Here is a 13,956-nt window from a genome sequence, read left to right as displayed (position 1 = left end):
CCCACCACTACTTCTATCTAAGGAGCCATCATGGCTGACATTCAGGCCCCCGACATTCTGCGTTGCGCCTACATGGAGATCATCGTTACTGATCTCGCTGCATCCCGAAAGTTCTACGTTGACACCCTCGGCCTTGTCGTGACCGAGGAAAACGAGAACGAAATCTACCTGCGCACCTACGAGGAGTTCATCCACCACAACCTCGTGCTGCGTCAGGGTCCCGTCGCTGCGGTTGCTGCATTCTCCTTCCGCGTCCGCTCTCCGGAAGATCTGGACCTCGCGGAGGAGTTCTACAAGGCGCGCGGTTGCGAGGTGCGCCGCAACAAGGATGGCTTTGTCAAGGGCATCGGTGATTCCGTCCGTGTACAGGATCCGCTGGGCTTCCCGTATGAGTTTTTCTACGAGGTAGAGCACGTCGAGCGTTTGGCCTGGGCATACGACGCCCACATCCCTGGTGCGCTGGTTCGCCTCGATCACTTCAACCAGATCACTCCGGATGTTCCTGCTGCCGTGAAGTACATGGAGGAGCTCGGCTTCCGCACCACCGAGGACATCCGCGATGAGGAAGGAACCGTTTACGCCGCATGGATGCGCCGCAAGCCGACGGTGCACGACACCGCCATGACCGGTGGCGATGGCCCGCGTATGCACCACATCGCCTTCGCTACCCACGAGAAGCACAACATCATCGCGATTTGTGACAAGTTGGGTGCGCTGCGCGAATCCGACCGCATTGAGCGCGGCCCTGGCCGCCACGGTGTTTCCAACGCGTACTACCTGTACTTGCGTGACCCGGATGGACACCGCGTGGAGATCTACACCCAGGACTACTACACCGGCGATCCGGATAACCCGGTCGTGACCTGGGATGTCCACGATAACCAGCGTCGTGACTGGTGGGGAACCCCGGTTGTTCCTTCTTGGTACCGCGATGGCTCCACGGTCCTCGACTTGGATGGAAACCCGGTGCCACTGGTTGCCCGTGAGGATGAGTCAGAGCTGGAGGCCACCATTGGCGCGGATGGCTTCTCCTACACCCGCAAGGAAGATGCGGAGGAGATGCCGGAGTGGAAGCAAGGCGAGTACAAGCTGGGACACCAGCTCTAAAACGACCTAAGTACTCAGGTTGATGAACGTGGCCCCGTGGCGTCGAAAGGCAAGCGCACATATCGCGGGGCCGCGTTGTTGTTTCACGTGAAACCTTCAGGTTCAACAAACCTGTTAAACAGAACAAACACGTTCTACAACACCTTAAGGAGCGAAGTACATGCTGGATGAGAAACAGCACATCGCTATTGCAGACGAACTGGCACAAGCCGAAAAAGACCGCACAATGGTCCCGTTGCTGACTGCCCGTTTCCCAGAGATGAGCATCGAGGATTCCTATGCGGTGCAGCGCGAATGGGTGCGCCGTGGTACCGAAGACGGCCGTCGCCTCGTCGGTCGCAAGATTGGCCTGACCTCGAAGGTCATGCAGGAGGCCACGGGAATCACTGAGCCGGATTACGGCGCAATTTTTGAAGACCAGGTCTACGAGAACGGTTCCACCATCGAGCACGCACAGTTCTCTAACGTCCGCATCGAGGTCGAGCTGGCCTTCGTGCTCAAGGAAGAGCTGAAGGGACCGAATTGCAGCATTTTCGACGTGCTGCGCGCGACGGAGTACGTCGTCCCAGCGCTGGAGATCCTCTCCTCCCGAATCGAGATGGAGGGCCGCACGATCGTCGACACGATTTCGGATAATGCGGCGCTCGGCGCCATGGTTTATGGCGGCAATCCGGTAGACCCTGCGGATGTCGATCTGCGCTGGGTGTCCGCGCTGCTCTACCGCAACGAGTCCATCGAAGATACGGGTGTGGCGGCTGCCGTGCTCAACCACCCGGCCATGGGCGTGGCATGGCTTGCCAATAAGCTCCACGCGCACGGCGATAGCCTGGCCGCCGGTGACATCATCCTGGCCGGTTCCTTCACCAAGCCCATGTGGGTCGAACCGGGCGATACCGTCCACGCAGACTACGGAAAGTTGGGGTCCATCACATGCCGATTCCAGTAAAGTTGCCGCCCACCTTCGCGGACGTCCTCGAGAAGGCTGAGCAGCCGCTCGTTGGCGCATGGATTTGTTCTGGCTCGGAGGCCGCGGCGGAGATCATCGCCTCGGCTGGCTTTAGCTGGACGCTGATCGATGGTGAGCATTCGCCCTATGGCCTGGAAACCATTCTTTCCCTGCTGCGAGCCACCGATGCCTATGGTCTTACACGCGTGGTCCGCGTGCCCGTGAATAACACCGCGTTGATCAAGCAGTACCTAGACCTCGGCGTACAGAACCTGATGGTGCCCATGATTGATACTGCCAAGGAAGCTGAAGCGGCCGTGGCGGCTATGCACTACCCGCCCCGCGGTGTGCGTGGAGTCGGTTCGGCGCTGGCCCGCTCCTCGCGGTGGAACGGCGTGGAGAACTACCTTGCGAACGCTTCGGACACGGTGAGCCTCACGGTGCAGATTGAATCTGCGACCGCAGTGGAGAACGTCGAAGAGATCGTGGCTGTCGAAGGCGTGGACAACATCTTCGTCGGCCCCTCGGACCTAGCAGCCTCAATGGGGCTTTTGGGCCAGCAGGCCCATCCGGATGTACTCGCGGCGGTCAATCACACATTTGAAGTAGTCCGTGCTTCCGGAAAGAAGGTAGGCGTCAACGCTTTCAACCTTGAACAGGCCCAGAAATACATGGCTTCTGGCGCATCATTTGCGCTGGTTGGGGCGGATGTTCAACTTCTTTCGGGTGCGGCACGTCAACTGGCAGACAAATTCCATTTGGGAGGGTAAAAAAGAACCATGAGTGAAAACAACAAGGTCAATATTGACGAGCTGCTGGCCAAGGTTCCGACCGGCTTGCTGATTAACGGTGAGTGGGTAGACGCCTCCGATGGCTCCACCTTCGATGTAGAAAACCCGGCTACCGGTGAGGTTATCGCTACCCTCGCGTCCGCTACCTCTGAGGACGCGAAGAAGGCTATGGACGCTGCCTGTGCAGTACAGGATGAGTGGGCGCGCACGTCCACCCGTGAGCGTTCTAACCTGCTGCGCCGCGCTTTTGACCTGGTGCAGGAACGTAAGGACGAATTCGCTGCGCTGATGACTCTGGAGATGGGCAAGCCGCTGGCGGAATCTTATGGTGAGGTCACCTACGGCGCGGAGTACCTGCGCTGGTTCAGCGAGGAAGCCGTCCGCAACTACGGCCGCACCCTGCCGGCACCGGAGGGCACCCTGCGCATGGTCACCCGCCGCAAGCCGGTGGGCCCGTGCCTGCTTATCACCCCGTGGAACTTCCCGCTGGCTATGGCTACCCGCAAAATTGCACCAGCCATCGCCGCTGGTTGCACCATGGTGGTGAAGCCGGCCAAGCTGACGCCGCTGACCACCCAGTACTTCGCACAGACCATGATCGATGCCGGCGTTCCGGCAGGCGTGGTCAACGTGGTGTCCGGTAAGTCGGCCTCTGCCATCTCTGAGCCGATCATGGCGGATTCCCGCCTGCGCAAGGTGTCCTTCACCGGCTCTACTCCGGTGGGCAAGACTCTGCTCAAGGCCGCTGCCGACAACGTCCTGCGCACTTCGATGGAGCTGGGCGGCAACGCTCCGTTCATCGTCTTTGAGGACGCCGACATTGACCAGGCCGTCGAGGGTGCAATGGGCGCCAAGATGCGCAATATCGGTGAGGCCTGTACCGCGGCCAACCGCTTCATCGTTCACGAGTCCATCGCCGATGAGTTCGCGGAGAAGTTCGCCAAGCGCATCGGTGAGCTCAAGGTCGGCAACGGCCTCGACGAGGGCGTCACCTGTGGTCCGCTCGTGGAGCAGAAGGCGCTGGATAACATCACCGCGCTTGTCGACGATGCCGTGACCAAGGGCGCCAAGGCCATCGTTGGTGGCAAGCCGGGTGAGGGCAAGGGTTACTTCTACGCCCCGACCGTGCTGACGAACGTCTCCCGTGATGCCCGCGTGGCGCAGGAGGAGATCTTCGGCCCGATCGCTCCGATCCTGACCTTCTCCGATGAGAAGGAAGCAATTGAGATTGCTAACGACACGGAGTACGGCCTGGCCTCCTACGTGTTTACCGAGGATTCTGACCGCATGTGGCGCGTTGGTGACGGCCTCGAGTTCGGCCTCATGGGCTTCAACGCCGGAGTTATTTCTAACGCCGCTGCCCCGTTCGGTGGCGTGAAGCAGTCCGGCATGGGCCGCGAGGGCGGCGCCGAGGGCATCGACGAGTACACGTCGCTGCAGTACATCGCGATGCGTGACCCGTACGCGAATGCATAACTAGTGCATTAAATTCGCTGCTAATAATGCTGGCATCTCCTTTGAGGGAGGTGCCAGCATTATTTTTTGCGTATAGTATTCGCTCTGATGTGGTGTGACAGCACTCATAGACAAATCGTGATCACGCACAAACAACAATCACTCTGTGTGGTGCGACACAATTACTAACTACACACCGAGATGCGTTGGGCTCGCTCCAAGGCATCTCGGGCCGACATAGTTAGTAAGGAGGAGTTGGCGTGGACACATCGACGCAGTCACCAGTGCTACCCGCTCGAAACGTACAGCCCGGGCACCGGGCTCCCAACGACCAAGAGGGCGGCCTGGGCGCCGGGCGCCTAGGGACAACGTCGCTAGTATTTATGATTATTGCGGCGTCCGCCCCCCTTACTGTGCTCGCGGGAGGCGTACCGACCAACTTTGCGGTATCTGGATTGTTGGGAGTCCCTTGGAGCTACTTAGTGCTCGGGATCATCCTCGTGTTCTTTGCAGTCGGGTACGGAATTATGAGTTCGAAGATTCAGAACTCAGGAGCCTTCTATGCCTATGTGTCTGAGGGGCTGGGCAACCGTCAAGGAATCGCAGCGGCGATTCTAGCGCTGGTTTCTTATAACATGATGCAGGTTGGCCTGTACGGAATCTTCGGTTTCTCCCTCGCCAATCTGATCAATGGTTGGTTCGGCACGAGCATTTCGTGGTGGATGGCGGCCTTGGTTGGCTGGGTCTTGGTAGCAGTCATGGGAGTCAGCAACGTCGACTTCTCGGCCAAGGTCTTGGGAGTTTTGGTAGCGCTTGAATTCCTCGTCGTTGCCGGTGTTTCTTTGTTGTCGCTAGGTGTTGCTCCCGAGGGAATCACCGCGGAAACGATGCGTCCAGGCCAGTTCTTCACTAACGGCATTGGCGTGCTTCTCGCTTTCGGAATCGCAGCCTTCATGGGCTTTGAGTCCGGTGCGATCTACTCGGAAGAAGCGCGAAATCCGGAGCGGACGGTTCCGAAAGCCACGTATATCGCTGTTGGAACTATTGCCCTTTTCTACGCCCTTTCGGCATGGGCGTTCGCTCAGGGAGTGGGGCCGTCCGTGATCATCGACAAGGCAACTGAGCTTGGTCCGGATTTGGTCTTCGCGTGGTTGGGCGAATATTCGGTATTCGCCGCAAACATCGCGAACTGCTTATTTGTAACCTCGCTTATTGCTGCTCTCGTGGCGTTCCATAACGCCGCAGCGCGATACTTTTTCTCCCTAGGGCGCTCACGCGTTCTTCCTAAGAAATTCGCGACATCATCTGCTAAAGGCGCTCCTATAGCTGGGTCTCTTACACAGACTGCACTTGCAATCGTTGTAGTGGCTGGCTTCGCAGTGGCTGGAAATGGGAGTGAAATGGGCGAGCTGTTCCCAGTTCTTACTCTCTTTACGTGGCTCACTAACGCGGCGGCATTTGGCTTGGTCTTCCTGCTTGCGGTGGTCAGCGTGTCCATCATGGTTTGGCTGAACAAGGAAGAGAAAGGCTACAGCCTCTTTACAAGGGTTATGGCACCGCTCGTCTCGGCTTGCGGGCTGATGGCTGTCTTCGCACTGGTGCTGGTGAACTTCCCGCTCATGATCGGCGACACCGGCCCAGATGCCCTCGTGTGGATAATGCCGGGGATCATCATCGCATCCGGAATCCTTGGCCTTATCTGGGGCGAGTACTTGAAACATAAGAAGCCGCATATCTACGCAGGTCTTCAAGACAATCTTGACCAAATCTAAAACTTAAGGAAGGCAATCATGGAAAAGAAGAATGTAATCGTCGTTGGTGCAGGATTCGCAGGTCTAACGGCAGCGCGCGAGTTGCAAACCGCTGGAATTGACTATCACATCGTGGAAGCACGCGACCGCATTGGTGGCCGTGCGTGGACGGATGACAGGCTCGGACGTCCGTTGGAGATCGGTGCAACCTGGGTGCACTGGCATCAGCCGCATGTCTGGTCCGAAATCACTCGTTATGGCCAGGATATTATCGCTTCGCCCGTTGTAGATACCGCCTACTGGTATGCCGGTGGTGAGCTGAAGTCTGGCACGGAGGCAGAGATGGATGCCAAACTGGCGCGGCCGATGGAGAAGATCTTCGAGAATTCTCGCGAATTCTTCCCAGAGCCGCACAAGCCGCTGCTTGTGCTGGATGAAAAATTCGGTGCATCCCAAGAGTTAAAGGATGCTTTCCTCGCTGCAGATCAGGCTGGAGTTCTCGATGCGTTGGAGGACGGTGACTTTACCCAGGAAGAAAAGGACCTCTGCAATGCGTATTGGTCGGCCGGGTACATCGGGTACCCAGAACAGGGCTCCTCTTTGATGGCCAAGCAGTGGGCAGCCTTGTGCGATCATCGTCTTTCCTTGGTGGATGAGCAAACGCTGCGATACAAGCTCGTCAATGGCATGCGGGGTATCTACGGCAACATTGCAAAAGATCTGACCGGAGAAATTCGTTTAAACACTGCGGTGACGGCGATTGAGCATGGAGAAGATTCAGCCACCGTTACATATGCGGACGGTACTTCCGAAACGGCAGACGCGGTGATTGTCACGGTTCCGGTCGGTGCGTTGGGGAACATTACGTTTACGCCAGGGCTGCCCGAGGGCGCGCAGAAGACTGTCGAGCAGAAGTGGAACTCAACTGGTTTCAAGGCGTGGATCAAGATCAAGGGGCACCACAATATTTTCGGCTACGCGCCTCAGCCGGCCGTTGTGTCTGTGCTGCGTTCGGAGTACTTCGAAGATGACGACACGACCATTTGTGTCGCCTTCGGCTCCGATCACGAGAAGATTGACTTAGAGAGCATTGAGGATGCGCAAAAGGTTGTCGATCAGTGGCGTCCAGACCTCGAAGTTGTTGGCGTTACCGGACATGACTGGGTTGCTGACGAGTACTCCGGCCAGGCCTGGGCCACGCTGCGTCGGGGCCAGTTCACCGAGGGATGGCACCATTTCCGTAGCTCCACTTCCTCGTTGCACTTCGCGGGGGCCGACTGGGCCTCCGGCTGGCGTGGAGTGGTTGTCGATGGAGCCATTGAAACCGGAATTTCCACTGCTCGCGAGGTCATCAACAAGCTGCGTGACTAACCGCTAGCTTCCGCACGGTACGCACTCGGTGACTTGTGGTACTCCGCCTTGAAGATGCGCGAGAGGTGCGAGGGATCGTACAGGCCATAGCGGGCGCTGATGTGGCTGATTGATTCCTCGGAGTGCCGCGGGTCCACGAGCTCTCGGCGGATGTGCTCGAGGCGCCTGGTTCTGATGTAGCTGCCTACGGAAAGGCCCTGTTCGGAGAACTTGGCGTGAAGGTGGCGCACCGACACGAAGAGTGCTTGGGCGATGGTGCTGGGGCCTAGGTCCGAGTCGCCCAAGTGCCTCTCGATGTAGGCGGTTGCCTGGTTGAACAAAAGCGTGCCCGCTGAGGGTTCATCGGCTACGTCGGAGGAGAGGACCGACACCAACATAGTGAGCGCGGAGCGGACCAAGGCCGTGGCGTGCGGGCCCTTGAGCAGATCGAGGTTCTTCGCGAGCTGCTCAAAGAGGGGAACCGCCACCGCGCCCAAGCCGTGTGAGCGTGAGATGGGGTTCGCGGTGAGGCGTTGGATCTGCGCGGGTGAAATATCGAGGAAGCTCTGCGGGAAATGCACAATGAGTGTGTTTTGCTCCTCCGGATAGCGCAGAGTGTAAGGCCGTTGGGTGACATACAGCGCTAGGTCGCCAGGGTGTAGCTCACAGGTTCGCCCGTCCTGGCTCATGGTTGAGGATCCGGTGATTTGCAGGCTGAGCTTGCAAAAGGGGGCCTCGTTGGCGGCTATCTTGAAGCGATTCACGGTGTGCGGGGAGGTGCACATATCGAAGAGGGATATGTCCCCCACTTTCGTTGACCGCAGCGTGGCGTGAAAGGAAGAGGGGTCCTCAGTGTCCACGTCGAGTTGTCCAAAAGACTCGGATGACGCGGTGCGCCATGACGCGATATCGAAGTACTCAACGGCGGAAGTAGACATAAGTGGCATCATATCGTGAGAACTGGCACATTTTTGGACAAATTGTGTGCACTCAGAGTCAATAGAGTCGGTGTGGTGCAGGTAACATCCTAGGTAAAAGTTTCTTTGGGCTTTGTTCGCGGGGCCCTCGACTTCTTTACAAGGAGATCTCATGACTCAGTTCGCCACCTACGCTGATCTGCTCAACGCCATCACGGATGAGAACGGACGCGACATCTTCAACCCTGCCACCGGTGAGGTTGTTGGTCGCGCCCCAGAGAACACCGTTGAGGACCTCAACGCTGCAGTTGAGACCGCACGCGCAGCGCAGAAGGACTTTGCCAAGCTTAGCGACGCCGACCGTTGCGAGCTTCTCACCAAGGCCGCCGCCGCCATCGACGCTAACGCAGAGGCGCTCGTGGAGCTGCTCTCCCGTGAGCAGGGCAAGCCGCTCAACGGCCCGAACGCCCGCTTCGAGGTCGGTGCCTGCTCCGGCTGGCTGAATGCCACCGCCTCCTTCGAGAACCCCAACTACACCGCCGTTGATGATGACATCACCGCCACCGTCAACTACCGCCCACTCGGCGTCGTCGGTGCTATTGGCCCGTGGAACTGGCCGATGATGATTACTATCTGGCAGATTGCGCCGGCGCTGCGCATGGGCAACGCGGTCGTCGTCAAGCCCTCCGAGTACACCCCGCTCTCCGTATTGGGCCTGCTCAAGGTTGTGAACTCCGTGCTGCCGGAGGGTGTCCTCCAAGTCGTTAGCGGCGCCGGTGAGGTTGGCGCGGCGCTGACTACCCACGAGGGCGTCGACAAGATCATGTTCACCGGTTCTACCGCCACCGGCAAGAAGATCGTGGAGGCCAGCGCGGACAACCTCACCCGCCTCACGCTGGAGCTTGGCGGCAATGATGCGGGCATCGTACTGGATGATGCCGACCCGAAGGAGATCGCAGGCGACCTTTTCTGGGGTGCCTTCATCAACACCGGTCAGACCTGTGCGGCGATGAAGCGCGTGTACGTGCCGGAGTCGCTGTACGACGCCGTCTGCGAAGCCCTCGTCGAGGTGGCCAAGGTCTCCCCGATGGGCGTGGGCTTGGAAGAGGAGAACGTGCTCGGCCCGCTGCAGAACAAGCAGCAGTTCGACATCGTGGACAAGCTTGTCAACGCCGCCAAGGACTCCGGTGCCCGCGTGCTGCTGGGCGGTGACCCGGACTATGACGCGCCGGGCTACTTCTACCCCGCCACCCTGGTGGCAGACATCGACCCGAACAACCCGCTGGTCGTGGAGGAGCAGTTCGGTCCCGCACTGCCGATTGTGAAGTACACGGACCTCGATTGGGCCATTGAGCAGGCCAACAAGCTTGACGTGGGCTTGGGCTCTTCCGTGTGGTCCTCCAACCGCGAGCGCGCTCTGGACGTCGCCGCGCAGCTGGAGGCGGGTACTACCTGGATCAACGCCCACGGTGCCGTGGATCCGCGCGTACCTTTCGGCGGCATCAAGTCCTCCGGCTACGGCGTGGAGTTCGGCACCGAGGGCCTCAAGGGCCTGGCGTACCCGCAGATTATCAACGGCTAAAACCGCCGTGGCGCTGCTATTCTTAGCGCCATGAGCACCGCCAAAGTCCCGGAGATCGAGTACGCAGCCTTCGACGCCATGAAGGAGGTTGCGTCCTCGCTGAAAGCTGCCTACCTCACTAGGGCCGCTGAAGCAGGCAACGACGTTGAATCGCAATGGTGGATTCGCCAGAACTGGCTGGTAGAGGACATGGTTGGCGAGGTTGATGCAACTGACATCGAAGCCATCCGATCCGCTGCGGCTCTCTTTGCGCAGCGGCTTGAAGCCCTCTCCTCCGAGCACAAAGCGGCATAGCCTATGCTTTCTGCCGCTGACTTCCCCGTTGATCCGCAGGTTATGGAGCAACGGCTAAAGACTCTGCAAGCCAGCTATTTCGGCCGATCGAATGCTCATGGTCCGGCTGTTCCAGAGGTCATTTATGTGGCGGGGCAGCCAGCGTCAGGCAAATCAACGGCCATTGAATCGGTAAAGAACGGTCACGCGGTCCTTGATTCCGATGAGATTCGGAAGCTGCACCCCGCCCTCGACGAGATTGTGGAGCGCGATCCCTTACGCATGGACGTACTCACCAATGGGCCGGTGCCCTATTGGATGTCCTCGCTGATTGAGTATGGCCGTCAGCACGGGCACTCCCTCATCATTGAGAACACGCTGTCCAACCCGGAATTCATCGCGGGTGAGATAGCCAAGTTTCGGTCTGCGGGTTTCCGCGTGAAGGTCGTGGGCCTGGCGGTGGCGCAGGAGGTCTCCAGGCTGGGCGTGGTCCAGCGCTACCTGGAGGCGCAGCGTGTGAGCCGCTACCCGCGCTGGACCAATGAGGTTTCCCATACGTCGGGCTTTAAAGCCATCGTCCCAGGGCTTCAAGCGATTGCCCCGCTTGTCGACGACCTCGAGATCCGCACCCGCGACGGCCGTACCTTGAGCGGCATCGAGGATATTGAAGCCGAGCGCGCAACCTGGTTCGACTCCCCCGCTGTTCGGGCCGACTGGCTGGCCCGTTTCGACAGCTGTGACTTGAGTGGGCTTGAAGCTGAGAAGCTCACGCAAAACCTCGTGGCTGATGCAGAGCTTATCCGCAAGCTTTAAGGCTGTGCCCGTGGAACTGCGCGCCCGGTAGGCGGTGAGAGCTTCGTGTCAAAGCGGCTGCTGGCGAGCTGGCGGTCTGCGAGGTCTAGCAGGCTGAGGATGTCGTCTGCGTGGAGTTTAGATTCAACGTGTGATCGACCGCCGATTATCGGGCACGCTGGACTTCAGTTCATCTGTGGTCGAGCGGCCCAGGCGTTGACATTGCATTGCTGCTCGGTGTGGTCGCCCGCAGCCCGAGCGAGTGTCTCGCTCCGGCTGCGATCGCTGTGATGCCGGTCCATGACTGGACATCGCACTGGCCTCTGCTGTCGTCGCTGACGGCGACGACGGTGCCGTCTTCGTGTAAGCCGACGGTGTGTAGGTAGCCGGCAAAGACCCCGGACACGTGTGTCCACCGGGCGACGTCGGTCTGCCCTCGCTGATTGTTGCCAGTTGCGAGGGCTGTGCCGTCGCGTCGAACTGCGATTGTGTGCCAGTCGCCGCATCCGATCTCAGTTGACCATGATCTCGCTGTAGATTGTCCTACGTGGGGGGCATGTGGTGGAGTAAAGATTTTCGACCTGACATCTGGCCGCAAGACAGGAAGGAGCCCGGGACCGGGAGTACGATGCCTAATGATCCTCTCAACCTCGACAAGGCCGGCGAGTGGGCTGGCGTGTGGTGGCTGCCGGAAGCCCCTAGCGAGAAGGTCCCGGGTGTCCTACGGTACGACCCGGAAGATGGTCTCTCTCTGTCGCTGATCGGCACCTTCGAGGATCGGATCTTGACGACGGACTCGTCTGGATGGACTGCTGTTCACGAAGGAACCCGCACCTGGGAAGTCATGCACGGTGTGGCCGAGCTCAGGGAGATCACACTGCTTGGCTGTGTTCCTAGGAGCACCAGAAGGACCATGGGTGCGCGAGTGGCGAGCCCTGATAAGCAGACCGTGACCGCGACGGTCGCCATCATCGGCGCGCATGTCAGCGGTGACGCGGATCCGGCGTTCGCTGGGGCAGAAGTCTCAGTCGAGGATCTGAGTCTCTGGGCGGCGTCTTCTGTGTTCGAAGGATCCCTCGGGGCTCCCGACGGCAAGATCGATGGGACCGGGCGTATCTCGGTGAAGCCGGTCGAGGCGCAATCGGTCGTGGTCGACGACACTGAGTATCGCCTTCAGCACACGCACACGCTTCCATTCTTCGATCAGCGCAAGGGAGGAAGCGTCGGACGTATGCGGGACACGGTGTCCATCTGCGTCGTGCCAGCCGAACCATTCTCTCTGAGTGTTGCTCTGCAGGAGGCGAGCCTGGTGCAGGACCTGATCTCCCTGGCGACGCATCGCGCGGCCGGAGTGATCTGGCTCCGACTGGAAGTTGCCGGGACCGAGTCGCACTTCCCTGATGGCTGCCCGCTGCCGCGCCGACGTGCCGATGTGCTCTACTCACCGGCCGCGCTTGGAAAACACGACGCGAAAGTCGTCGATCACCACCGAATGTTCTTCACCTGCGGCTCGATCCCATTTGAGGAGGTCATGCCCCGATGGTGCGAGGCCCATGGCCGCCTGGAGGCAGCGACAAACATGATCTTGGGCTTGCGCTACGCACCGGCCCGTTTTGTTGAGAACAATCTTCTGACGGCAGTCGGTGCTGCCGAGGTGTTGCACCGCAACCTCCGCATCGACGAGAAACCGTTCCCCAACGCGGAGTTCAGGGCGATGCGAGAGGCGATGCTGGCGCAGGTTCCCGATGAGCACCGAAACAGGTTCAAGGGGGCGATCCGCAACGACCCGACCCTCCGTGATCGGCTCCATGCCCTCGCCGCGCGACCCGATCAGGAAGCGATTGCACTGCTCTTACCGGATGTCGACCATTGGGCGAAGTGGACGACGCGCGCCCGCAATGACCTCGCGCACGAGGGCAGAACGCCCAACCATTCCATCGAGGAGCTGATCGCCGTCGTCGAGGTGACGACCGCGGTCGTAATCCTCAACGTCTTGCACGAGCTCGGGTTGCCGGCGGAGCGGCAGCGAGAGATCGTGCGGGAGCACCCGCAACTGAGGGCTACGTTCCGTACCGCTGCCGAATGGCTGGTTCCCTCACCAAACCCTTAGGTGCACTGCGATAGCCGCTACTTCGGAACCTCCGTGACGCTGCTGCCCGGTCGTTTAGTGCGAGACGCGTGTAAGCCTGCTCTATCGCTCGTTCGTTGAGTGCGTCATGGCGGGCGGGCGAGACGACCGGCTGTAAGTGGTGGCAGCGCGTCAGTGCCGCCTGGTGCGGCGGTGAGACGGGAGAATGTCGTCGGCCCTTAAGAACGCGGTGGAGTTCCGCTTCAATGTCAAAGCTCCATGTCGACGTGCTGCCGGGCCCGTTTCCCCCGGAAGCATGTCTGAGACCGTCATGACGCCTGAGACGCTTGCCCTACGCGGGATTCTCGTTGCGCGTCTTGACTAGTTCCAGGTGCTCATCGATCGGTACGGCGCGACCAACCCGAAGTTGTTCGGGTCCGTCGCGCGCGGCACCGCGTCTGCAGGATCGGACATCGACATCCTCGTCGGGATGGACCCTGCGGAGGGACGTCTCCTGATGCGTGCGTCTGGTCTGCTCGAGGAGAGTCGCGCTCTGTTCGGGCGCGATGGCATCGACGTGTTTCCTGCCCAGTTGCTCAGGCACCCGGTATCCGCTTCGACGCTCGCCGAGGCGGTGCCGCTGTGAGTCGCAGTCCGGCGAAGCCGTGAACCATCTTCCCGATGAGATCACCGGCGCGCATCCTGAGATCGTCTGGCCTCAGATTCGGGATTTCCGCAACATCCTGGTGCACCAGTATTTCGGCGTCGACATCGACGTGGTCCGCGATGTCGTCGATACTCATCTGCCTCCTCTTGCCTAGGCGCTGCGGTGCCACATCTCTGCTGACTGACGGCGCGGCTCCAAAGGTTATTCGGCTACGGAACGTGGTCGAGTTTAAGTTCAATGTTAGCTAAGGGCCTTAT

General features: G+C 59.7%; 14 protein-coding genes. 12 read left to right on the top strand and 2 right to left on the bottom strand.

Translation table 11 applies throughout. From position 1 onward, the window contains the following. The first annotated feature begins 30 nt into the window (after positions 1-30). The 6 genes from hpaD to HMPREF2537_RS01125 all read left to right on the top strand — a co-directional run bounded on the left by hpaD (position 31) and on the right by HMPREF2537_RS01125 (position 7,421). Positions 31-1,107: a 3,4-dihydroxyphenylacetate 2,3-dioxygenase gene (gene hpaD, locus HMPREF2537_RS01150; protein ID WP_049155572.1), complete on the top strand. Its 1,077-nt coding sequence runs from the start codon at positions 31-33 to the stop codon at positions 1,105-1,107. A gap of 160 nt (positions 1,108-1,267) precedes the next feature. Further along, positions 1,268-2,053 (top strand): 2-oxo-hept-4-ene-1,7-dioate hydratase, encoded by a 786-nt coding sequence (gene hpaH, locus HMPREF2537_RS01145; RefSeq protein ID WP_070524878.1) that lies wholly within the window; start codon positions 1,268-1,270, stop codon positions 2,051-2,053. Beyond that, a complete protein-coding gene (locus HMPREF2537_RS01140; protein WP_070524876.1) occupies positions 2,038-2,823 on the top strand; it encodes an HpcH/HpaI aldolase family protein in 786 nt (261 codons plus the stop codon). The genes hpaH and HMPREF2537_RS01140 overlap by 16 nt, the downstream gene beginning before the upstream one ends. 9 nt (positions 2,824-2,832) lie before the next feature. Continuing rightward, on the top strand, positions 2,833-4,320 hold the full coding sequence (locus HMPREF2537_RS01135; RefSeq protein ID WP_070524874.1) for an NAD-dependent succinate-semialdehyde dehydrogenase: 1,488 nt from the start codon (positions 2,833-2,835) through the stop codon (positions 4,318-4,320). A 239-nt stretch (positions 4,321-4,559) separates the two neighbouring features. After that, a complete protein-coding gene (locus HMPREF2537_RS01130) occupies positions 4,560-6,071 on the top strand; it encodes an APC family permease (RefSeq protein ID WP_070524872.1) in 1,512 nt (503 codons plus the stop codon). An 18-nt stretch (positions 6,072-6,089) separates the two neighbouring features. Further along, positions 6,090-7,421, top strand: coding sequence for an NAD(P)/FAD-dependent oxidoreductase (locus tag HMPREF2537_RS01125; protein WP_070524870.1), 1,332 nt, complete (start codon positions 6,090-6,092; stop codon positions 7,419-7,421). Here the strand turns inward: HMPREF2537_RS01125 and HMPREF2537_RS01120 are convergent. Continuing rightward, complete coding sequence (locus tag HMPREF2537_RS01120; protein ID WP_070524868.1) at positions 7,418-8,338, bottom strand: AraC-like ligand-binding domain-containing protein; 921 nt, start codon at positions 8,336-8,338, stop codon at positions 7,418-7,420. The genes HMPREF2537_RS01125 and HMPREF2537_RS01120 overlap by 4 nt on opposite strands. Before the next feature lie 151 nt (positions 8,339-8,489). Here HMPREF2537_RS01120 and HMPREF2537_RS01115 point away from each other — a divergent pair, with 151 nt between their 5' ends. Genes HMPREF2537_RS01115 through HMPREF2537_RS01105 form a run of 3 tightly spaced genes read left to right on the top strand, consistent with a single transcriptional unit; the run spans position 8,490 to position 10,985 of the window. After that, positions 8,490-9,899: an aldehyde dehydrogenase family protein gene (locus HMPREF2537_RS01115; protein WP_070524866.1), complete on the top strand. Its 1,410-nt coding sequence runs from the start codon at positions 8,490-8,492 to the stop codon at positions 9,897-9,899. 30 nt (positions 9,900-9,929) lie between these two features. Then, the gene (locus HMPREF2537_RS01110; protein WP_070444618.1) at positions 9,930-10,193 is read left to right on the top strand and encodes a hypothetical protein; all 264 of its coding nucleotides are present in this window, start codon (positions 9,930-9,932) and stop codon (positions 10,191-10,193) included. 3 nt (positions 10,194-10,196) lie between these two features. Beyond that, complete coding sequence (locus tag HMPREF2537_RS01105; protein WP_070512990.1) at positions 10,197-10,985, top strand: zeta toxin family protein; 789 nt, start codon at positions 10,197-10,199, stop codon at positions 10,983-10,985. A 169-nt stretch (positions 10,986-11,154) separates the two neighbouring features. Here the strand turns inward: HMPREF2537_RS01105 and HMPREF2537_RS12345 are convergent, their stop codons facing one another. Continuing rightward, entirely contained in the window at positions 11,155-11,562 is a 408-nt protein-coding gene (locus HMPREF2537_RS12345; protein ID WP_232745421.1) for an RCC1 domain-containing protein, read from the bottom strand. A 30-nt stretch (positions 11,563-11,592) separates the two neighbouring features. On the opposite strand from HMPREF2537_RS12345, the gene HMPREF2537_RS01100 reads away from it, so the two are divergent. The 3 genes from HMPREF2537_RS01100 to HMPREF2537_RS13100 all read left to right on the top strand — a co-directional run bounded on the left by HMPREF2537_RS01100 (position 11,593) and on the right by HMPREF2537_RS13100 (position 13,853). Then, positions 11,593-13,074 carry an ApeA N-terminal domain 1-containing protein gene (locus HMPREF2537_RS01100; protein ID WP_070524865.1) on the top strand — a complete coding sequence of 494 codons (1,482 nt, stop codon included), beginning with the start codon at positions 11,593-11,595 and terminating at the stop codon, positions 13,072-13,074. Between the two features lie 349 nt (positions 13,075-13,423). After that, complete coding sequence (locus HMPREF2537_RS12950; protein WP_232745419.1) at positions 13,424-13,678, top strand: nucleotidyltransferase family protein; 255 nt, start codon at positions 13,424-13,426, stop codon at positions 13,676-13,678. Continuing rightward, positions 13,599-13,853, top strand: coding sequence for a HepT-like ribonuclease domain-containing protein (locus HMPREF2537_RS13100; protein WP_083298937.1), 255 nt, complete (start codon positions 13,599-13,601; stop codon positions 13,851-13,853). Before HMPREF2537_RS12950 ends, HMPREF2537_RS13100 begins: the two co-directional genes overlap by 80 nt. Positions 13,854-13,956: the final 103 nt, after the last annotated feature.

Source organism: Corynebacterium sp. HMSC074E01, from assembly GCF_001808885.1.
In the GTDB taxonomy this organism is placed as follows: Bacteria; Actinomycetota; Actinomycetes; order Mycobacteriales; family Mycobacteriaceae; genus Corynebacterium.
The sequence above is the reverse complement of the archived record's forward strand: the minus strand, read 5'-3'. Positions and strand labels throughout refer to the sequence as shown.